At 31.5% G+C, this 21,818-nt stretch carries 17 protein-coding genes; 2 read left to right on the top strand and 15 right to left on the bottom strand.

Annotated features, from left to right (window positions below):
• Window positions 1-23 precede the first annotated feature (23 nt).
• The 13 genes from FUA26_RS05930 to FUA26_RS05870 all read right to left on the bottom strand — a co-directional run bounded on the left by FUA26_RS05930 (window position 24) and on the right by FUA26_RS05870 (window position 12,281).
• The gene (locus FUA26_RS05930; protein ID WP_147132961.1) at window positions 24-743 is read right to left on the bottom strand and encodes a hypothetical protein; all 720 of its coding nucleotides are present in this window, start codon (window positions 741-743) and stop codon (window positions 24-26) included.
• Between the two features lie 102 nt (window positions 744-845).
• Window positions 846-2,090, bottom strand: coding sequence for a mechanosensitive ion channel family protein (locus FUA26_RS05925; RefSeq protein ID WP_147132958.1), 1,245 nt, complete (start codon window positions 2,088-2,090; stop codon window positions 846-848).
• Window positions 2,091-2,093: 3 nt separating this feature from the next.
• On the bottom strand, window positions 2,094-2,384 hold the full coding sequence (locus tag FUA26_RS05920; RefSeq protein WP_147132955.1) for a DUF3817 domain-containing protein: 291 nt from the start codon (window positions 2,382-2,384) through the stop codon (window positions 2,094-2,096).
• Between the two features lie 52 nt (window positions 2,385-2,436).
• Window positions 2,437-3,057, bottom strand: coding sequence for a YqaA family protein (locus tag FUA26_RS05915; RefSeq protein ID WP_147132952.1), 621 nt, complete (start codon window positions 3,055-3,057; stop codon window positions 2,437-2,439).
• A 99-nt stretch (window positions 3,058-3,156) separates the two neighbouring features.
• Window positions 3,157-3,987: a hypothetical protein gene (locus FUA26_RS05910; protein WP_147132949.1), complete on the bottom strand. Its 831-nt coding sequence runs from the start codon at window positions 3,985-3,987 to the stop codon at window positions 3,157-3,159.
• On the bottom strand, window positions 3,987-4,544 hold the full coding sequence (locus FUA26_RS05905; protein ID WP_147132946.1) for a hypothetical protein: 558 nt from the start codon (window positions 4,542-4,544) through the stop codon (window positions 3,987-3,989). The genes FUA26_RS05910 and FUA26_RS05905 overlap by 1 nt, the downstream gene beginning before the upstream one ends.
• On the bottom strand, window positions 4,534-5,658 hold the full coding sequence (locus FUA26_RS05900) for a glycosyltransferase family 4 protein (protein WP_147132943.1): 1,125 nt from the start codon (window positions 5,656-5,658) through the stop codon (window positions 4,534-4,536). Before FUA26_RS05900 ends, FUA26_RS05905 begins: the two co-directional genes overlap by 11 nt.
• Before the next feature lie 10 nt (window positions 5,659-5,668).
• Window positions 5,669-6,109, bottom strand: a complete 441-nt coding sequence (locus FUA26_RS05895) for a hypothetical protein (protein ID WP_147132940.1) — start codon at window positions 6,107-6,109, stop codon at window positions 5,669-5,671.
• A 9-nt stretch (window positions 6,110-6,118) separates the two neighbouring features.
• Window positions 6,119-6,817: a hypothetical protein gene (locus tag FUA26_RS05890; RefSeq protein ID WP_147132937.1), complete on the bottom strand. Its 699-nt coding sequence runs from the start codon at window positions 6,815-6,817 to the stop codon at window positions 6,119-6,121.
• Between the two features lie 178 nt (window positions 6,818-6,995).
• Window positions 6,996-8,174: a glycosyltransferase family 4 protein gene (locus FUA26_RS05885; protein ID WP_147132934.1), complete on the bottom strand. Its 1,179-nt coding sequence runs from the start codon at window positions 8,172-8,174 to the stop codon at window positions 6,996-6,998.
• 688 nt (window positions 8,175-8,862) lie between these two features.
• Window positions 8,863-9,708, bottom strand: a complete 846-nt coding sequence (locus FUA26_RS05880; protein ID WP_147132932.1) for a hypothetical protein — start codon at window positions 9,706-9,708, stop codon at window positions 8,863-8,865.
• Window positions 9,709-9,730: 22 nt separating this feature from the next.
• Entirely contained in the window at window positions 9,731-10,921 is a 1,191-nt protein-coding gene (locus FUA26_RS05875; RefSeq protein WP_147132929.1) for a C1 family peptidase, read from the bottom strand.
• Window positions 10,922-11,279: 358 nt separating this feature from the next.
• A complete protein-coding gene (locus tag FUA26_RS05870; protein WP_147132926.1) occupies window positions 11,280-12,281 on the bottom strand; it encodes a metal-dependent hydrolase in 1,002 nt (333 codons plus the stop codon).
• 219 nt (window positions 12,282-12,500) lie between these two features.
• Between FUA26_RS05870 and FUA26_RS05865 the strand changes: the two genes are divergently transcribed.
• The gene (locus tag FUA26_RS05865; protein WP_147132923.1) at window positions 12,501-15,638 is read left to right on the top strand and encodes a WD40/YVTN/BNR-like repeat-containing protein; all 3,138 of its coding nucleotides are present in this window, start codon (window positions 12,501-12,503) and stop codon (window positions 15,636-15,638) included.
• 113 nt (window positions 15,639-15,751) lie between these two features.
• Here the strand turns inward: FUA26_RS05865 and FUA26_RS05860 are convergent, their stop codons facing one another.
• Window positions 15,752-16,171, bottom strand: a complete 420-nt coding sequence (locus tag FUA26_RS05860; protein ID WP_147132920.1) for a nuclear transport factor 2 family protein — start codon at window positions 16,169-16,171, stop codon at window positions 15,752-15,754.
• 89 nt (window positions 16,172-16,260) lie between these two features.
• Entirely contained in the window at window positions 16,261-17,175 is a 915-nt protein-coding gene (locus FUA26_RS05855; protein ID WP_147132917.1) for an AraC family transcriptional regulator, read from the bottom strand.
• A 245-nt stretch (window positions 17,176-17,420) separates the two neighbouring features.
• Here FUA26_RS05855 and FUA26_RS05850 point away from each other — a divergent pair.
• The coding region (locus FUA26_RS05850; protein ID WP_147132915.1) for an HYR-like domain-containing protein at window positions 17,421-21,818 on the top strand (4,398 nt) is incomplete at its 3' end.

Below are 21,818 nucleotides of genomic sequence, written 5' to 3'. Positions count from 1 at the left end.
TGTAAAAAAATAAGGTTTGTAAGTTACTTAACGCGGTAAGCTTTTATTAAATCGTTAATTTGTATATCTAAATTAGTTTTAACATCGTGATATTTAGCAGTGTTTATTGGGTAATTTTTTAAAAAATCTGGATATACCATATAAACATCTTCAGTGTTAATGTTTTGAATAACATCAAAAACATTTGGAAAAAGAAAATCTGTTGTAGTTAAATTGTTTTCACTAGCTGTAGCTTCAGGTACTAAATCACCTTGCATATAGCCTTTGGTAGCTTTGGTTACGTAAAAACTGCCTAAATATTTAAAGTTGCCAAGAATAATGGTTTCAGGCTTAAATAAATTGCGTCTTAACTTAAATGTATTCTCTTTGGTGGTTATTACTTTACTTGGAACACGTTCATATTTTCTTGTAGTTCTTAAAATACGGTGCGAGGTAGCTAATCTTCGGCTTACATCATCAATATTAATTATTTTATTTATTTGAGATTTGGTTTTACCTGCTTTTACAAGTTTAGAAATTTTTGTACTGTCAGCTTGTGCCTTTTTATAAAAAGCTAATGTTTTTTTATAATAATCGGTTAAGCGTTTAGTGGCGGGAATTGTTGTTATTGTTGAAGCGCCTTTTTCGTTTAATATTTCATATACATAAGGCGAGCTACCTTCTTTTTCAACAATTAAAGCATTAAAATCTTTGTGAAAAACGAAATCTACATTTTGAGCTTCACAATAAAAAATACTCAGCAATAGGATGGGGATAAAATTTAAAAATCTCATATATTGTACTAATAAGTAGGTAAATTAAACAAAAAAATTAATAAAATTAACAAAAAAGATATATTAATAACGTTATTTTGAGAAGGTTGAGCTACTTGGTAGTTCAAAAATTTCTAATTCAAAATAAGGAACAGCAGCAATAACATGATCAAAAATATCAGCTAAAATGTATTCGTAATTAATCCAACGTTTATCACTACTAAAAGCATATATTTCAATTGGTAAACCTTGTGTTGTTGGCTGTAATTGGCGTACCATAATGGTCATGTCTTTATTTATGGCCGAATGTTGCTCAATATACGTTTGCACATACTTTCTAAAAACACCAATGTTGGTTAAATTTCTACCATTAACGGCTAAAGTTTTATTAACGTTGTGTTGTTGGTTATGCTTATTAATATCTTTTTGACGCGTGTTTAAATAATCTTGTAATAGTTGAATATTTTTAAGGTTTTCAACAGTTTCAGGTGTTAAAAACTTAATACTATCGGTTTTTATATTTATTGAACGTTTTATGCGTCTGCCTTCAGAACTTGTCATTCCGCGCCAGTTTTTAAACGATTCTGAAATAAGCGCATAAGTAGGAATGGTGGTTATGGTTTTATCAAAATTTTGAACTTTAACAGTTGCTAGTGTAATTTCAATAACATCACCATCGGCTCCAAACTTTTCAAATGTTACCCAATCGCCAATTCTAACCATATCATTAATTGATACTTGAATACTGGCAACAAAGCCTAAAATAGTGTCTTTAAAAACTAAAATTATAACTGCTGAAATAGCACCAAGACCGGTTAAGAATTTTAAAAACGGAATACCAGTAATAATGGCAATAGCCGACATAATACCACCTAACCAAGCAAAAATCATGAAAACCTGTATGTAACTAGCAATAGGTTTATCTTTTAAACTGGGTAATGTTTTTAAGTAATCTTTTGCAGTGTGTAGTAGGCTTCTAACAATCCATAATGTTAAAACAATGGCAAATACCTGTACGCCTTTTTCAACAACGGTTTCAAAAGCATCAAAATGAAAAAAAACAACAGGTATAAATTCTAAGGCTAATAAAAGCGGAATTATATGTGCTATGTTTCGGGGTACTTTGTTTTCAACAAGTAAATCATCAAAATTTGATTTTGATGCTTGTGCAAAACGCATAAACATTTGTAGTAAAATTTTTCTAATTATAAAATCTACTACAAAAACAATAATTACAGCTACTATTAATAGTGCCAGCATATTTAAATACTGTGCCGTAGTGTCTTGTACACCATGGTCAATTAGGTAGTTGTAAAGTGATAATTTAAAGTTGTTCATGGCTTAATTAGCGCTTTTCAGTAGTTTACGCTCAACATAAAACGTGCCAAACGGAATTATTGAAGCTACTAGCACAGTAATAAATTGTTTATTGTTCCATTTAAAATCTGGTTTTATCATAAATGCTAAAACAACATATAACATAAATAAAACACCGTGTGGCATACCTAATAGTTTAACATATTGAGGGTTTTCGGTTAGGTATTTTATGGGGGTTGCTATAAATAATAGTAAAATGTATGATACGCCTTCTAAAAAGGCTACCAATCTAAAAATATTTAATAAAGAAAACATGGGTTATTTTTTAGCAAAAATACGGTTTTAAAGTTGTAATTTAATACAAAAATTAAACAACATTAAAAATTACAAGTCCGTAAATAGCAAAGCGTAACAAGCGTAATGAGCCATAAATAACCACATTTTTAAATGGGAAATTTATAATACCCGCAGCCATACATGAAATTGAAAAGGGTAGTGGTAGTAAAGCACCAACAACTATTAAAAAACCACCCCATTTTTTAGAGTTTTTTAGTTGCTTTTCCATTTTGTTTTGCAAGTAATTGTGTACTCTAGGAATTTTGGTTATGAAATCGCCAATATAGTACGATACTAAACCGCCGGCGTAAGACAGCATTGCTAAAATACTTAAATATAACCACGGATTGTGTAGTTTACCAGACCAAGCAATAAAAATTTCGGGTGGTACTAAGCCTAGTAAGGTTTCTGAAATAAAGAAAAACAGTAAAACACCATAAACAGGTAGTATTTGTGTTATTTTTACAAGAGCTTCATTTATATTAAAAAAATGATTCACAATATAAATAGCCGCAATTGCAATAATTATGTAGGGTAGTGCTTTTAAAACACTTTTACCTACAAAGTTATAAAAGCCCGTATAGCTGTAGTATTGATGCAGTAACTGCAAACGAGATTTACGCTCTGTTTTAGACTTTTCTTTAGGTTTCATGGTTTTATACACTAATTTAAGGCCTGCAAATTTAGTTTCTTTTTTTTAGCTGTTAAAGAAATATCATACGTTTATAAAATTTTTAACACAAAAACCGCGCTAAATCTTTGTGTTTACTGCGGTTTTCCTAAAGTGTTGATCATCATATAATTTTTCAAAAGGTAACATAACATGCTTGGTTTTGTAGGCTTTTAATTCATGTACTACATTAAAACCACAGCCAGTATATATTTTTTCAGCATGTTTAAAATATATGCTTACTGGATAAAAGTTTGTGAGTATTTTAAATTGAGCATGGTTGTATTTTATATTAACCTGAGTAAAAACAAAAACTGTAATGTTTTGTTCTAAATTTTCATTTTTAACAACAAAATCACATAGTTTAATCACATCATTTTTGCCTCCAGAATGTACAATAATAATGTGAGGTGAAGCTAAAAGAGGCTTGCTTTTTTGAGGTTTACATGCAAATATATTTAAAGATTCTATGCTTTTGGAATGTTGTAAAATCCAGTTATAATGTATGTTGTATAGCTTTTCTAAAAGCAGTGTTTTATTAAATGTAATTTTTATGTTAGGTTGAATAGTGTCTAAATAAAAAGGCCATTTTAAAATTCTTGAAATGTATACATAATTTAATGTGGAGTGTTTTTTATAAACGGGAATAAGTTCACCCTTTAAACCAAAGGGAAATGCATCTACATAAAACGTTGTTATGTTGTGGTGTTTAATATAATCTAGTACAATATTAGTCCAGATTATAGCGGGAGTTTTCCACGATAAATTAACAAAACGGTAATTAAAATATGTTACAAAAAGTGAAGGTGTAATAATAACAACCTCGTTTGGTTTAATTTTAAGCAGTTTAATTAAAGCGTCAATTCTAGTTAAATGCCCTAAACCACCACCTTGTGCATAAAATACATGCATTAATACCCTTTTAAAGCTAATTCTTTAATAAGTATTTGTTTTTCATTGTCTTGCATTTCAGGTATTTTTAATACTAATAAGCTTGGTGTATATTTTTGATTATAAAACTCAGGAGATGCATTTTCCGCAGAAATTATTTGTTCATTTTTATCTGAATTATAAGAAGTTCTGGCCAATGTAACATCGTTTTTTACCAATTTTGCTGTTTGCGTGTTCGTAAATTTAATTTCAAACGGATTTAAATTTTCTTCATTATCACTAATCTTCATTTTGTTTTCATAAAGCTTAATTTTCCACAATAAATCTGAATTCGCTGTTCTCAGTTTAAAGCCATCAGATTTATATTTAATTTCAAAAACTACATTACCACTTGTGTTATAGTACTTTTTTTTGTCGGCCTTTGTCATTTTAGACGTGTAAGTTTCCGAAGCACTATTTGTTGAAGTATTTGGTGTATCAAAACTTGTATTTGTTGTATGGGTGTTTTGTTTACAGGCAGTAATTAAAACAATAAAAATGATGTTTAATGCTAGGGTATTTAGATTTTTAATTTTCATAAGAATGCATGTTTTCTATAATTTTTAAATAGTTTGAAATTTCAGATTCTGGTGTATATTTTGTTTTTATTAGAAGCTCTAATTTATTGCTTTTTTGTTGAATAGTTTCAGTGTTAGTAGCGTAAAAATTATTTAAAGTGTTTATTAATGATGATTCTATTAGTGATTTGAAAATAAATGAATTATTGTTGTTTAAAACATCGGTTATACCGCCAACATTTGAAGCTATAATAGGTACTTTTAGCGTTGCAGCTTCAAAAATAACATTAGGCATACCGTCATAAATTGAAGGTATTGCAATGGCGTTACACATTAAATAATTGGCCATTAAATCTGTTTGTGATTCTGGTTTAGCAATTGAGTGCGATATATTATGTGCGTTTAATTGCCATGTTATGTGTGGCTCTAAATCGCCAACAAAATGTAAATGTACACGTTTGTAAAGCGTAGATTTTTTCAAACCATTTATAAAAAAATCAATACCTTTTTTCTGTTTTAAATACCCTACAAAACCTATAATTAAGCTGTTTTGGGGTACGTTAATTTTTTTAGTTAGTGTTTTTGCTAAATCTAAGTCTGATGGTAAAACTTTCCAATGGTTTGTATTTATAGCATTGGGCGTAAAAAACACATTATTGTTTAATTGAAGTGCTTTTATACGGTTTACTTTTTCTTTGGTTACGCAAGCAATAGCTGTTGCATGTTTAATAGCAAATAAGACATCTTGTTTTTTTTGTGAAAAAATAGCTGTATCAAAATCGTTACCTCTAAAGCATATTAGTAATGGTTGTTTTGTCCATTTTGCTATTAAAGGTAGGCCTTTTAAGCACAAGTGGCTTCCGTAGGCAACTAAAGCTTTACTATGTGTTATGTCTGAATTGTTATTAATAAATGTCCAGAGTGTATTTAAAGTATGTGCACTGTCTTCAAATACCGGAATAGCTGTGTAGTTACCATTCACTTGCGCTACGGTTTCAAACGCTTTCATTTTATTGGTAAAATGATAAATATTAACTGTATGGTGTTTTCTTAAGCTATTAATAATTCTGTCACAACTTCTGGCCATTCCACCTTTATTGGGCGGGTAATTTTCTGTAAACCAACTTATAACCATTCGTTATTTATTAACTATAAAAAAATGTGTCATCGTCGCCAAGTATACCAGCAATATTGGTAGTATCATCATCAGTGGAATTTAAACTTTGCATTTCAGCTTCGGTCCATTCTGCCTGTGCGCCACCGCCACCAAAACTTCCACCACCAAACCCGTGTTCAAATCCTTCAGGATTTTTAGTTTCAGAACTTGTATTACTAAAGATAGTAGGAGTGTGGTTGGTTTCTATAAAAACATCTTTTTTAGTGTTATTTAGCTTTCTATCTTCAATTGAATAAAGGTAATTTTCCCAATAGCAATCTTCACAATATATTTGTATATTAGATTTTTGAGTTTCTATTTTGTATGCATGTACTTTACAAACTTTTTTACCGCAATTAGAGCAGGTTTCTTCAAATTTGTTGGTACAACTCATGTTTAAAAACACTCCAGATTTTTGTTCGCAATTCATAGTAAAGTGTTATTTAAGTTGTTGTTGGATCATTACTTTATTGTTGGTTAAATAGGTTAACATTTCTGTTACGGCCGATTTAGAATGTTTTAATTGAGGCCTAAGTACAGAAGCTATAGCACTTGGTTTGCTTTTATACTTAAGCTTAACAAAATGAGCATTGTTTATTGTAGTTACAGCAACCTGATACTTGTTGTTAGATAATTTAATTGCTTCATGTGCATTTATTATATCATAATTTGCAGGATTAAGTTTTAGGGTTAGCGCATAGAAAAATTTATGTTTGTGCTTATATTTTGTTTTTATTTTACCGCTAGAACGCCTTTTTGTGGTTTTTACCTTTATAGAAATTTGATTTAAAGAAGTGGTGCAAACAGTACCATCTTTCATGGTAAATTGTGCATTGTATCTTTCTACTTTATAAGGTTTATAGCTTGTGCCTTTTCGTGTTACAAGTCCAATTTTAGTAGGGTCTAGTAAATTATTTTCGTGTTCAATAGGGCTATAGTCAATTCTTAAATTAATTAGGTTTTTATGCACATCTCCCTTAATGGCAATTATAAATTTAGCCAAATCTTGAAAAGCATCAACAGGTACAAATTTGTATTTTTTGTAGTTATTTAAAATAAGAAATAAAAATATGTAATAAAAAGGATAAAAAAACAAAATAGGGAATATGTCTTCTCCATCAACACCTTTCAAAAACATAATTACTATAATTACAACAGGTATAAAAAATAATAATTGTTGAGGATTAAACTTAAAGGAAGATTTAGAACGCTTTAGTACATTTTTTTTTAAAAATATGATCCAGTATTCTATTGGCCGTTTAGCTTTAAACTTTTTAGTTTTGCCAATACGTTGCAGGTCCTGTTTCAAAATATTTTCAAACATATTCTAATTCAGATTTATAGAGGTTTATCATTTTAGATTCTTGGTATTTCCAAAGATAATTTTTTTCCATAGCTATTTTTCCGTTTTTACCAACGCGTTTTAATTTTTCAGGTTTATCTAATAATGTTTTAATGGTTCTACCTAAAATTTGAGGTCGGTCTGGAGGTACTAAAAAGCCAGTTTTGTTATCTTTTATAATTTCAGTTACTACAGGTAAATCACTTGCCACTACGGGTGTTCCGTAAGCTAATGACTCTAGAATTTTTAAAGGATTGCAACCTTGTACAATATTTCTATTGCAAGCAGTTAAAGGAGCAACGGTTAAAACGGCATTTTTGATAACATGAGATAAGTTTTCTTTATCCAACTCAAACATCCATTTAACTTTATGATTTACTCCAATTGTTTGTGCTAATTCTTGGTATATTTCCGTTCTTTTTTCTGGTACAGAAGCACAAATAACTAAATATACATTAGTGTTTTCTAATTCTTTTAAGGCTTTAAGCAGTGTTTTTATACCTTGCCATTTTTGTAAGGCACCAAAATATAATATGTAGGAGTGAGGTTTTAAATTTAAAGCAATGTTATTAGTAGACTCATAAATAGTAACGCCATTAGAAATTACATGAATTTTGTTTGAATTAATAGATTCAAATTTACTAATGAATAATTTTGTAACTCTTGATGGTGTTATGATAACACTAGCTTTTTTAACGCAAAACCGTTCTATGTCTTTAATTTTTTGTATGGCAGACAGACTAATATTGGGGTATCTGTTTGGTAATTCTATATGATTAAATGCGTTTATTTCAAAAACTGTTTTTACAATTTTTGATGATTTTATAGCAGGTAAACCGCCCCAAATATCTCTAAAATGTATTAGTTGTATATTAGAGCAAATATTTGATTGTAAAATGTTTGATACAGCTGTTTGGAATTTTGTTGTACGTTCTAAAAAATTATATATTTTTTCTTTCCAACGGTATACATACAAATTGCGTTGTGCATCAAACTGAAATGTTGGCATGCTATCATTGCCTAAGCAGATTAATAAACCTACATTAAAAGTTTTTTGTAAAGCGTTTAAACAGTGGCTAATATGAGTTGCAGCACCTTTTTTTGAAGGAAACACATCAAACGCTATATATACAAACTGTGGTTTTAGTTTCATAAAACTTTGTATAAATATATAGTTTTTATTGAAATTATAGTGAGATTATAAAGCATTCTATTTTACATAATATAAATTATAGAACAAATGTGTTTGTATAGCTGTTTATCTAAATGTACATTTGATAGCTATAATTCTCTATATGTAAAATATCCCAAAACGTGTAGAAATATGAATGAAACATTGTGCTTGGGTCATTTAACTTTTTTAATCGGTTGCTACGCAGCGTTAATTCATTTTATCTATAATTTGCCGTTTAAAAGCTTCACTTTTTGCACTGTTTCAAAATAAAATGTACGTCAAAAAAAATTTTACGCGATTCTCGACAAGTTGCCACAAGAGTATAAAAATTCTCTGCGAGTAAATTTTTATACACTTGTTATATGTAGAACTCCAATTAAAGTTTTCTTTTTATGCGCTATCTTTTGCCTTGATGCAAAAGAAACAAAAAATCAAGGCTGTATATAATTTTGGAAACAACTAACGGTTCACTCCACTATATTTTAGGAAACATTCTAACTACTTAAGATTATGTAGAAATATTATGTAAAATAGAAATAATCAATAAACTGTATAACTAAACCCCTAAAATATGGTCGTTACACTCACCTATTGTTTTAACCAAAATTTTATGAGGTCAAGTTTAACATCGCGATTCTATTTTACATAATATAAAGAAATAATTTTATTATGAACCGCCTAATCTTGCTATAATATCATTTATTGATGTTGTATTTATACTCACTTTAAAAGTTCTTTCTAAACTTGAATTTTCAGTGAAAAATTCTGTTCCTAGAGATACTCCTGATTTAATTATTGGAAACTCTTTTACTTTTATTTTCTTATCCCTCTTTTTATATTTTTTGTGGAGAAATTCAGTCACAGTTACCCTAGTTATTAACTCAACTCCTTCTCTAGATTCTTCTGTTGAAAATTGACTTAAGATCTTGGTCACATCCATTTGTTTATCATCTATAATGATATTGGCAGTTTCACTAATCGAACCATAATAAATTTCTTCATTAGTTATTCCTCCTTCAATACCAAAAAAACTTAATGTAGCAGTCATTTTATTGGTGATTTTTAATTCTGAAAGTAGTCCATTATCACCTGGATAAGTGATTTCGGGTTTTGGCTTATCTTTTAGATAATTAAAAGGTTCAACATTATATACCTCTTTATTATCATTAGAACTAATTAGTTTAGCTGAATGTCCAATAACTTTTAATAGGTCATACCTGAACTTGTCATTGATGAATTTTCCGTCAACTAAATCGCTTAAGCCCTTATTCACGAATTGATCACTTTGTAATTCTTCAAATATTTTAAGACTATCAGGTATTTCGACTTGAACTACCATAGATTTTCCTATAGATTTATCTATTATATTTAATTTTTCTTGTTCCTCTTTTTGTAATTTGATTTCTTCGTCGATTTTTGCTTGAGTTTCTGAATCAACATTTTCATCATTACAACTTGTCAATAGTGATAATAAAATAATTAATAAAATTGATGTGAGTTTTGTGATTTTCATAATTACTGGTTTAAATTAATATTTAATTTATTTCTACACTGGATTTTGAAACAGTAAAATACATAGCTCTTTTAAATGGGTTTTTTCCCGCTCCACCAATATTATCGAACTTCAATTTATATTTAATCCCATTATTATAAAAAGCTACTGTCTCTCCTAATTCAATGTATGTTTTTAAAATATCTTCATTTTGACTTGATGTGATATTGATAATTCCAAATTTTTTACTGGGTTTAAATTGTATCAATCCTATTTTTAAAACATCAAATTTTCTATAATATTTCTTTTTAACCCAAGTAGATAAAAGAGATTTGTTCACTACATCCTTTTGTGGTGAAAAATTAGGAGCTTGAGCAAGCTCTTCAAAATTAATATCAGTTTTCTTTTCTCTGACATAACAGCTGTAATTCATAAATTTATCAACCATATGATATGGAATCCAAATATATCCTTGATCTCCCCATTCACTTCCCCATGAATTTAAAATTTTAAAAGCTTTGTAGGCTTCATTATACCCTGTAACAACCATTGCATGATGTCCTTGTTTTGAGCCAAACTCATTCCAAATTGGTACTTGAGTTTTTTTATCTTGTGCCCAAAGTTGCCCTACTTTGAACAGATTGTCATCAACTTTCATACTAATAACTAAAGCTTTTCCATCACTTAAAATTTTTTTCATTGTGAATAAGTCATCAATTATCATTTTTACTTCGTAATTAGGTATAGCATTTTCTAATGCTATTTTTTTTTGCTCACTAGTAATATTAACATTACAGTTTTTATCATCATATTTCATTTGACTATGAAATAAAGATCCTTCTTTTAATACTTTACCTAAAACTTTATAAGAAGAGTTTGCTGATTCACAATCATTGTAAGTTTTTTTATGCTCATGGTAAGTATAAGTAGGACTGAATATAAAATTATTAGTGCCTAGAGTATTTTTGTAATATGAGAAGTACGCATATGTAGTAGCCCAAGCCCAACAAGAACCCATTCGCCCTTGATTTCCTGCTTGGGGAAATTTATCTGATAAATCTATAGAATCTGGTAAATCATCATAATCGGCTTCATCGAATGAAACATAAGAATTTGATTGTTCTTCATCTATTAAGAACTCATCTTCTCCGAAGTATCCAATTTGAGGATTATCTTGAGAAAGTACTAAACTTCCGTTAAAAGTAAGAAATATTAATAGCAAATATCTAATCATACATTTAATTTTTTTGAAAATTATTTAAAATATAAATACAATGTTATACCCAATATTGGGTATAAAATTTGCTATTGTAAATTCTTAAATGGGAGAGATTAATCACTAATAATAAAGCGATTACGTAAATGTAAGAAAAATATTTTAGACGTAAGCCATTCCACACACATTATGCTTCCCTCCTACGTCGACGCATAAAAAGTGTTCCATTAACATCGTAAAAGAAACTTTTGGGAATAAATTTTTTCAAGAAACTTTAGTAAGAATTTTCGCTTTTATCCAAAGCTCAAATTACAAAACGCAGGAACATTATAGTTCATTTAAAACAATTTTAGAACGCTTATAAACATCAATAAAACTAATTTCCTTTGATGCGTTTCCAAAGTTTTGCTATTAAAAACCTAGCATCACGTTTTGTTTTTGGAACTTCAGTAGCGTAAATATTATCATCTTTCTCTTTAAGAAGATAAGAAAATGTAAAAAACGAAGTGCCATCTTTCTTGGGTATTAATCCAAAACGTAAATCATTAAAGTACCACTGCTCTTTTTTCTGTTCTATTATGTACCAACCTTCTGAAATAGTTATAAGGCGTTGTACATTAAGGTGTTTTGTTATAGCAATAGATAATTGCCGGTTTTTGGGGTACTTTTTAAATGTTAGTGGTTGGGAATCAAAAAAGGAATAATCTGTAATAAGGTAATTATCATCAGTATCAATATTAGCGTTCCATAGAACGGTGTTTAAAGGCGCCGGACGTGTGCTTATTGCCGTATATGCAATGCCTTGTTTGTTTAATTCATCTTCAATCTTTTCATGCGCAACAAACTTTAAAACAAGTGCTACTAAAAGATAATTTGTTGATAGTGTTAAACCTATTGTATTTAAACGTTTTCTTAGTTTAGAATTGCGTTTGCAAAACATAAGCCCAATGCAACACGTAAGAAATGGTAGAGTGTATAAAGGGTCTATTACAAAAATAGTATTAAACGCTAATTTAGTTTTAAATGGCCAGAACAGTTGTGTACCCCAAGTTGTGAAAGCATCTAACAACGGATGCGTAAATAAACACCAAAAGAAAAGTTTAGCCCAAGGTTGCCAACCAAGGTTGTGCTTACGCTCTATGCTATTAACAAGCCATCCTAAAACAGGAGCCATAAGAACACAAAATACAATAGAATGACTAAAACCACGGTGTAGTTCTATGGCTGTTATGGTATCAGTAAAATTTCCTATTAGTACATCTAAATCTGGTATTGTACCACCAATAGCACCATAAAACAGTGCTTTATTGCCTATTTTTTTTCCTAAAACGGCTTCACCTACTGCTGCTCCTAATACAATTTGGGTTAATGAATCCAATATTTGTGTTTAAAAAAAATTAAGTAACAAAATTACTTTTTAAAATAAAAGTTAAAAAACGAAATATAGTTTTTACTGTTATTAATATAAAAAGTTGGTGCTTAATTTAATTTTTCTGAAAAAAATAAACCTTTATTTTATCAATTTCACTAGATATGAATGATGCTGATTTAATAGAAAAAAATGATGTAATTTAGTGGAAAACAAACCACCATTTTTATGAAATTCAAAATAACCTTTATTTTATTATTAGTTCCTGTTTTAATAATTGCTCAAGAGGCAAACACGTATTTTTCTTCAATGAAATACAGAAACATTGGTCCGTTTAGGGGCGGACGTTCTGTTAGTGCAACAGGCGTTATAAACAACCCACTAACCTATTACATGGGAACCACAGGTGGTGGCCTTTGGAAAACAGAAGACGCTGGAGCGCATTGGAATAACATAAGTGATGGCTTTTTTAAAACAGGTTCAGTTGGTGCCGTTGCTGCTTCAGAAAGTAATCCTAATATTATTTATGTTGGTATGGGTGAACACGCAATACGTGGTGTAATGACTTCTTATGGAGATGGTGTTTACAAATCTACCGATGCCGGAAAAACATGGAAACACATAGGGTTAAGTAAAACCGAACAAATTTCTAGAATTGTTATTCACCCAACAAACCCTGATATAGTATATGTAGCAGCTCAAGGAAAATATAGTGCACCAACCGAAGAACGTGGTATATACAAATCTGTTGATGGAGGAAAAACTTGGAAAAAAACCTTATTTGTAAACACCTTCTCAGGTGCTTCAGAATTATCAATAGATATGAATAATCCGCAAGTACTTTATGCGGCCTTGTGGCATCACCAAAGAACACCTTGGAAAATGATTAGTGGTGGTGATGGTAGTGGTTTATATAAATCTGATGATGCCGGTGAAACTTGGAAAAAACTAGAAACCGGTTTACCAAAAGCTCTAGGTAAACTAGCTATTACTGTTTGCCGAAGCAACAGTGATAAAGTGTATGCGCTTATTGAAAGTGATTCTGAAACCGATAAAAGTGGCTTATATGTATCAAACAACGCCGGAAAAACATGGAAACAAGTTAGTGGCGATAACCGGTTAACGCAACGTGCTTGGTATTACATTGAAGTTTTTGTAGACCCAAATGATGATGAAACTGTTTATGTGTTAAGTGCTCCTGCTTTGCGCTCTAAAGATGGTGGAAAATCTTGGGAAAGAATCACCGGAACTCATGGCGATTTTCATGATTTATGGATTAATCCAAAAGACTCTAAAAATATGGTAATTGCTAATGATGGTGGTGCTGCAATATCCTTTAATTTTGCAAAAAATTGGTCTTCACAAGATATTATGCCTACCGCGCAGTTTTACCGTATTAATGTTGATAATTTATTTCCGTATAACATTTATGCTGGTCAACAAGATAATTCTTCGGTAAAAATTGCAAGTATGAATATAACAGGTAGTAGCATTACCGAAAGAAACTGGACCTCGGCAGCTGGTGGCGAAAGTGCTTTTTTGGGTTTCAATAAAGATAACCCAACTATTACCGTTGGTGGTAGTTACTTAGGAACTATTGAAGCTTTAAACATGAAAACCAAAGTAAGTACTAAAATTATGGCAGCGCCCATTCAGTATCTTGGTAAAGCAGCCAGAGACATGAAGTATCTTTATAATTGGAATGCGCCTATAGTTTGGTCTCAACACGAGCCAAATACTATTTTTCATGCGGCACAATTGGTTTTAAAATCTACCGACATGGGGAAAACTTGGACGCATTTTTCACCAGATTTAACCAGAAATATTGATGAAAAACAAGGTAAAGGCGGTGGTCCTTATACAAATGAAGCTGTTGGTGCTGAAAATTATGGTACCATTAGTTATTTAATTGAATCGCCTCATGAAAAAGGCGTTTTTTACTCAGGAAGTGATGATGGTTTGGTACATATTACCAGAGATAATGGTAATACATGGCAGAATATTACACCTAAAAACTTAGGTGAAACACTTGTTAATGCTATTGAGGTTTCACCACACAACCCTGCTGTGGTTTACATAGCCACTACTAAGTACAAGTTAGGCAACTACACCCCTGCCCTTTTTAAGAGTGATAATTATGGAAAAACATGGAAAGCTATTAATAACGGCATTCCGCAAGGAGCTCACACCAGAGTAATTAGAGAAGATAAAACTAAAAAAGGATTGCTTTATGCAGGAACTGAACTGGGCATTTATATTTCTTTTGATGATGGAAAAACATGGGAATCATTCCAAAGGAATATGCCAATAACACCAATTTTAGATTTAATGGTTCATCAAAATGATTTAGTTGTGGCTACCTCCGGAAGATCGTTCTGGATTTTAGATAATTTATCACTATTATCACAATATAATACCACTAACAAAGAAACTAAACTATATAGCCCGGAGCCTATTTATTATGGTAATTGGGGAAGTATAATGAATGGTAATACCGATAAATTTACTGGTATGCAAAATTTTGTAGGTGTTAATCCTACCAACGGTATTGAACTGTATTATGAACTTCCTAAAGTTGATAAAACAAAACATGTTACACTAACAGTAACCGATAGTAACGGAAAATTAATTAACACATACACTTCTAAAAAAGATACTACTTACATACCTCATAATGGTGGTGGCGCACCAAGGGCTCCAATGCTACCAAAAAAGCAAGGTTTGAATCGTTTTGTATGGAACATGCAACATAAAATTGTACCAGGCATACCAAAAGTTTATATAGAAGCTAGTTTTAACGGGCACAAAGTAATACCAGGTGAATATACTATGGCATTACATTATGATGGTAAAACCTATACTACAAAAGCTATAATTAAAGAAAATCCTGATTACAATATTACAAAAGACGAATACAAAGCTTATGATAAAATTATGAGTGAATTTGAAGCCAATGTTACAGATATGCACAATAAAGTGAACTTGCTAAATTCAGTGGTGAAAGATATTAATAAGGCATTAACTAGATTAAAGAAAACGAATAAAGATTCTGATGTCATTAAAACAGGTGAAAGTCTTTTAAAAGATATAAAAGATTGGGATGCGAAAATGGTACAAAGAAAGTCTCAAGCCTATGATGATGTTGAAAACTTTGAAAACAAGTTTACAGCCAATTATATGTTTTTAATGAATCAAGCAAATAGTAGCTTACCAAAAATAACACAAGCAGTACTACTCCAAAAGGAAGAATTAGATAAAGAATGGAAAGCATTAAAACAAACTGCCGAAAATTTAATAAATACAAAAATTCCTGAGTACAATAAAAAGCTATGGAATGAAGGTATTGGAGCCATTAAGCTGAAATAGTGTTTAATAAAAGAGTTTAAAAAAACATCATCTCAAAAAAATAACCCAAAACAGGTTTATAAATAGTAATAAACGTTTTGGGTTATAAAGAAACTAATTTTTGGTTGTTACTATTAAGCACTTGTTTTTAAATTATGAATATCGTGATGTTTATAGTTGAAAATAAGATGTGTTATTTTCCAATACCTATTAATTTTTTCTAAATAAAAATCATAACTACCAAACAAGTTATACGTACTATTATCTAAAAAATAGTTTGAATAACCATACCAGTAGCTGTGGGCAATTTTACCATTAACTTGAGTTATAAAACTGTTTATTTTACTGTGCGAAGTATTTAACGCTGGTAAAAAATGTTGCCATTCATTTACAATTTCATTTGTGTTTAATATAGCACTTGGTTTATTTGTATATGATGATAAATCTAAAGCAACTTTATCTGTAAATAATGTTTCTAATTCAAGCCAATTGTTTTTATCAGTATATGAAAAAAAACTTTTTATAGTTTGTTTTATTTTAAGGTTATTATCCATACTAATTGAATAATTAAAAGTTTAAGATTGTAAAATTCTAATTTGTAAGAAAATTAAAAAACTAAGAATCAAATAAAAAAGTATTAAAATCAAAGATTAATCTTTTTTCTGTAATTAATAGGTGTTAAACCTGTATGTTTTTTAAAAAAACTACTAAAATTGTTAGGAGAATTAAAATGTAAATTATAAGCTATTTCATTTATGCTAAATCTGGTTTGTGCTAAATTAGATTTTGCTAAATTAACAATATGCATATTAATAAATTCTTTTGCTGTTAAACCTGTTATTTTTTTAGTTACAGCGTTTAAATGATTTCCGTGTATGGCTAGTTTTTCAGCATAAAAACTAGGTGAATGATTTTTTTTATTTAATGAAGATGTTGTTTGGAAGTTAGTTTCTATGAGTGATTGAAAACGAGACAATAAAATATTATCAGCTTTTTGGTATTCAATAACTCTATCTTTCTCTTCCATGGCTTTATTAAAATGCCTCTGAACTAAATTAAGTAAAACCAATAAGAGCGATTCAATAATTAAAAGTGAATCTGGATTTTGCTTTTGGTTTTCTTCATATATATTTTCATAAATAGCTAATATTTTTGAAATATGTTCTTGTTCAATAGTAAATGGTACAGAGTTGTCTATTTTTAAAAAAGGGAATTCACTTAAAACATTTTTTAAATGTTTTGATTGTGTTATGAATTCTCTAGAAAACATAAGATAGTATCCTTTCCAATCTAATAAAATATTCCATGAAAGTATTTGAAAAGGTGTATTAAAAAAAATAGTGGCACCATCAGGAAAATTAGAAAAATGCCCAGAAATAGCAATACCTGTGCCTTCAACCTTTATAGCAACCGAATAAAATTCATGCTTAAAAGGTGGCATTTTTGGGTGCACAGTAGGCATGTTTTCTTCAAAACTTCTAATATCAAAGCAAGCATAGTTTGGTGGCGATATATTTATGCCTTTACAATAGGCTGCTATGGTTTTAAAATGTTTCATTCTATAATATACGAAAAATAATACTAAACAGCTATTTTTTTTCTTATATTATCAAATATTAAGTAGCTTAAAAAAGTACACAAGACTAACAACCGAAGTAATAGTTTAAATAGTTACCAAAATTAAAAAGGCATTAGTCTAAACATAATAACATTTTACCGACACTTAATTGAATTTAAACGAACTCTAAATATGAAAGAGCCCTATAAACAATAAATTTACATTACAAGAAACTAACAATAGCTATGAAAATTAAATTAGTACTAATATTGCTATTATTGGCGGTATTTAAAAATTATGCACAACTAGATAGTCAGCATTACCTACCACCATTAAAGCAAACTTCAGGCTCTAATAATGGAGCTACGCATCAAAGTAGTGCTGCTATAGTACAACAAGCCATTTATTTATCTACACCAGAAACAACACCTTTTGTTGTTAATGTATATAGAGGTACGTCAACAACGCCATGGTTAACCATACCTAGCTTATCTAATGGTAACCCATACACCATAGATAGTAACAATGGTCTTACCGATAGGAACAACAATATAACTCTAGTAACTAATACAAACACAGGTAAAGTTTTAAGTAGTTCTGGTTTAAGGTTTGAGGCTCCTGGCGGTGAAAATTTTTATGTTAATTACAGAGGGCGTTCTGGTGCACAAGCAGGCTCGCTAACTTGTAAAGGAACAAAAGCACTTGGTACCGATTTTAGATGGGGAGGAATTGCTAACAAGCATAATAATGTAAACTCAAGTACAAGTTTAGGTATTATGGCTACGGTTGATGGTACTGTTGTAACCATTTCAGGTTACGACCCCAATTGTGTGTTTAGAAACGGCATTGACCCCGACGGTATAACAAACGATGTTATTAATGTCACTTTAAATGCAGGACAAACTTATGTATTAGAAGTGGTTAGAAATCAAGGTGGTGTAAATGCAACCGCAAATGCTGCAAATATAGATGGTTGGCTTGGGGCTACAATTACTTCTACGCAGCCTATAGCTATTGCTAATGGAGGATTAAATGTAGGAATTAACAGTAGCTCTCAATCTCGAGATGTTGGTATAGATCAGCCTGTGCCTACTAACTTTTTAGGTAAGGAATATGTGTTTATGCGAGGTAATGGCGATGCTAATGATGGTACCGAATTCCCCATTATTGTTGGTACATTTAACGATACAGAGGTCTATGCCAACGGAACACTTGTAGGCGTTATTAATAATGGTGATTATCTAGAAATTCCTGGATCTTTTTATTCAGGGAGTACAGCTGGGGCTAATATGTATGTAACTACATCAAAAAACGCCTATGCTTTTCAATGTTTAGCGGGGCAAGTTGATAGAATTCAAACAATTGGAATGAATTTTATTGCCCCAGTAAATTGTTTATTACCAAATTCATTAAGCGAAATTTCAGAAATAGATAGAATAGCCGGAACATTTTCTAACCAGTCTGCTTTAACAATTATAGCTTCTGCATTAACCAACGACTCTGATGTTGAGATCTATCAAGATGGTGTTCAAATTACGACGCCAGCATCAATACCAGTTTTAGAAAATGGTGTACCTACAGATTGGAAAACATTTTACGTTAACGGGCTTTCTGGTGAAATTTCAGTAATAACTCCTGGTCCTATTGCTGTAGGCACGTTTATGTCCCTAGGAAGTAATGCGGGTTTAGCAGGATACTTTTCTGGGTTTGATACAGTGCCTGAAGTTGAATTAACAATTACTGGTGGTGGGTGTTTTCCAGGGTCTTCAATAGCGGAAGTTTCCGGAGGTTTTTTTGCGTACGAATGGTACAAAGATGGAAATTTAGTTGTTGATACCGATGGTAACCCTGCAACCTTCGATCCTTCTTTAACTGGTGTTGGCGAATATTTTGTTCGAGTTACAGATTTTGGTGGTTGTACATACGATTCCGATATTGTATCATTTTATAGTTGTGACCCCGATATACAAATTATTAAAACAGATGATGCAGATCCTATTGATGCAGGAAGCAATGTAACATTTACTATTACAGCAGAAAGCTTCTCGGTTAACGAAGTTACTAATTTAGTAATAACCGATGTATTACCAACAGCCTTCGATTTAGTAAGTGCTACTCCCGATGCAGGAACAACCTGGTCTTCTCCAGATTGGACTATTGGTACCATTCAACCAGGAGAACGTTTTGAACTTCAAATTGTGGCTCGTGCTAAAGACGATGCTTCGGGCACGGTAACTAATACACTTACTTATAATTTTGACGATATTATTAACGAAACTAATAATCTCCCCGACGATTTAAATGAAGATGTTACTATAAACCCATGTAATACCGCATCTCCACCATCTAGTACGCCAACAGTATGTATTAACACAGCAATTACAGATATTACGCATACTACAACGCAGGCTACAGGAATTGGTTCGCCTTCAGGGTTGCCAGCAGGAGTAACGGCATCATGGTCTTCCAATGTGATAACAATTTCAGGAACACCCTCAGAATCTGGTGTTTTTAATTACGATATTCCTTTAACTGGAGGTTGTAATACCGTTAGTGCCACAGGAACAATTACGGTAAATGCACTACCCATTGCTGCAGATATTACTGGTGATAATGAAGTGTGTATAAATAGTAGTATGACCTTAACTCCTGGAACTTCTGGAACCATAAGTTGGAATTCGTCAAATCCTGCAGTTGCTACTATTGACTCCAATGGAGATGTAACGGGTATTAGTACAGGAACAACTAACATAACTTATACCGTTACCGATGCCAACGGTTGTACCTCTAACCCTTCAAATGCTTTTACTGTTACTGTAAACAGTTTACCCGTTATAAATGCATTAACCACAAATTCTGATATTTGCGAAGGTGATAATGCAGAGTTTTATATTTCAGGAACGCCAGATGCTACGGTTACTTACAACATTAATGGAAATCCAGATGAAACAGTGGCTTTGGATGGTTCAGGAGATGCCACAGTAGTGTTTAATAATGTAATGTCGAATATCACTATAAATTTAGTGTCAGTTCAGGATTCTACTACCAACTGTTCATCAACTGTAACAAATTCAGAAACAGTAGTAGTAAACCCCTTCCCTACACCAGCTTCATATAACGATATTATTGTTTGTGACGACCAAACAGGAACACAAGAATTATTTGCGAACAATGCAATAACACTAAGTCCTAATACCTCTGTAACCTGGTTTGATGCTCCTTCTGGAGGAAATACAGTTACTAATCCAACGGTTAATACAGTAACGCCAAGTACAGATCCGCCATTTTCATTTTATGCTGAAATAACAGATACTAATACTGGCTGTGTAAATCCTACTAGATTTGAAGTTAGATTACAAATTGTATCACCACCATTTCCTGACTTGAATCAAGATGTCTGTTCTAACGAAACCTTAAACATAGGATTATCTTTTGATGTAACGTATACTGTATCTTCCTCAGACCCTGCTAATGTGCCTCCTGGTGCTAACAGAACAACAGCATCTTCAAACAACATAACAGATACATACGTTAACACAACGGCTAACCCTGTTATTATAACTTATACAGCAACAATAGAAGATGGTTCTGCTTGCGACGGCGAAACTTTTGATATTGTTGTTACGGTTTACCCTGAAAGTAATGGCGGAACAATTAGTCCAGACCAAGTAATATGTTCTGGAAACACTCCTGCAGATATTACTCTATCTAATGTTATTGGCAATGTAATTAATTGGGAGCAATCTAGCAGTGCAAGTTTTAGTAGTATTACAACAATTACTGAAACAAGTACAACGCTATCTGGTAGCACCATCGGTGCTTTAACTGAAGACACTTACTTTAGAGCTATAGTTCAAAGTGGTACTTGTAGCACATCGTATTCCCCGGTTCATAAGGTAAATATTGACATTACAGCACCAAGTATTGCTGGAACTTTATCAGATATTTCAGAAACAGGTTGTGTAGCCTCTGATGCAACACCTGCAGTGACAACAGTTGCTGCTTTAGAAGGCTTAGGTCTTACAATTTCAGATGATTTTACTTCGAACGCTAATTTAACAGTATCAAGTATTGATAATGATTCTGGATTCTGCCCTATTAATATTGTTCGTACCTACACTATAACCGATGTTTGTGGTAATAATTCTAGCATTCAACAAAATATAACTATTAACATTGATACATTCACCATTACTGATGCCGATGGCACAGAAACTGTAGATTGTATCGCAGATGCTACCGAGACCTTTACATTACCAACAGTAACGGATGCTTGTGGTAATACCTTAACGCCTTCAGCAGCGGTAATCACTGAAAACCCTGACCCATTAACTTGTGAAGGTACTAGAACGTATACTTACACCTATACCGATTGTGCTGGTAACACCGATACTTGGTCTTATGTGTACACCATCGATACGCCTGCATTCACTATTACTGATGCCGACGGTGCAGAAACTGTAGATTGTATCGCAGATGCTACTGAGACATTTACACTACCAACAGTAACCGATTTTTGCGGTAATACGTTATCACCATCAAGTATCGATGTTATTGAAAACCCAAATCCAGTATCGTGTGAGGGAACAATCACATATAATTATACTTATACAGATTGTGCGAGTAATACCGATACTTGGTCT

It is taken from the genome of Seonamhaeicola algicola (genome assembly GCF_007997385.1).
Classification (GTDB): Bacteria; Bacteroidota; Bacteroidia; order Flavobacteriales; family Flavobacteriaceae; genus Seonamhaeicola; species Seonamhaeicola algicola.
The sequence above is the reverse complement of the archived record's forward strand: the minus strand, read 5'-3'. Positions and strand labels throughout refer to the sequence as shown.

Bases quoted from the DNA above. Each gene is read 5' to 3' on its own strand.
- FUA26_RS05925 (WP_147132958.1), bottom strand. From the start codon at position 2,090: ATGAACAACTTTAAATTATCACTTTACAACTACCTAATTGACCATGGT.
- FUA26_RS05920 (WP_147132955.1), bottom strand. From the start codon at position 2,384: ATGTTTTCTTTATTAAATATTTTTAGATTGGTAGCCTTTTTAGAAGGC.
- FUA26_RS05915 (WP_147132952.1), bottom strand. From the start codon at position 3,057: ATGAAACCTAAAGAAAAGTCTAAAACAGAGCGTAAATCTCGTTTGCAG.
- FUA26_RS05910 (WP_147132949.1), bottom strand. From the start codon at position 3,987: ATGCATGTATTTTATGCACAAGGTGGTGGTTTAGGGCATTTAACTAGA.
- FUA26_RS05905 (WP_147132946.1), bottom strand. From the start codon at position 4,544: ATGAAAATTAAAAATCTAAATACCCTAGCATTAAACATCATTTTTATT.
- FUA26_RS05900 (WP_147132943.1), bottom strand. From the start codon at position 5,658: ATGGTTATAAGTTGGTTTACAGAAAATTACCCGCCCAATAAAGGTGGA.
- FUA26_RS05895 (WP_147132940.1), bottom strand. From the start codon at position 6,109: ATGAATTGCGAACAAAAATCTGGAGTGTTTTTAAACATGAGTTGTACC.
- FUA26_RS05890 (WP_147132937.1), bottom strand. From the start codon at position 6,817: ATGTTTTTGAAAGGTGTTGATGGAGAAGACATATTCCCTATTTTGTTT.
- FUA26_RS05885 (WP_147132934.1), bottom strand. From the start codon at position 8,174: ATGAAACTAAAACCACAGTTTGTATATATAGCGTTTGATGTGTTTCCT.
- FUA26_RS05880 (WP_147132932.1), bottom strand. From the start codon at position 9,708: ATGAAAATCACAAAACTCACATCAATTTTATTAATTATTTTATTATCA.
- FUA26_RS05875 (WP_147132929.1), bottom strand. From the start codon at position 10,921: ATGATTAGATATTTGCTATTAATATTTCTTACTTTTAACGGAAGTTTA.
- FUA26_RS05865 (WP_147132923.1), top strand. From the start codon at position 12,501: ATGAAATTCAAAATAACCTTTATTTTATTATTAGTTCCTGTTTTAATA.
- FUA26_RS05860 (WP_147132920.1), bottom strand. From the start codon at position 16,171: ATGGATAATAACCTTAAAATAAAACAAACTATAAAAAGTTTTTTTTCA.
- FUA26_RS05855 (WP_147132917.1), bottom strand. From the start codon at position 17,175: ATGAAACATTTTAAAACCATAGCAGCCTATTGTAAAGGCATAAATATA.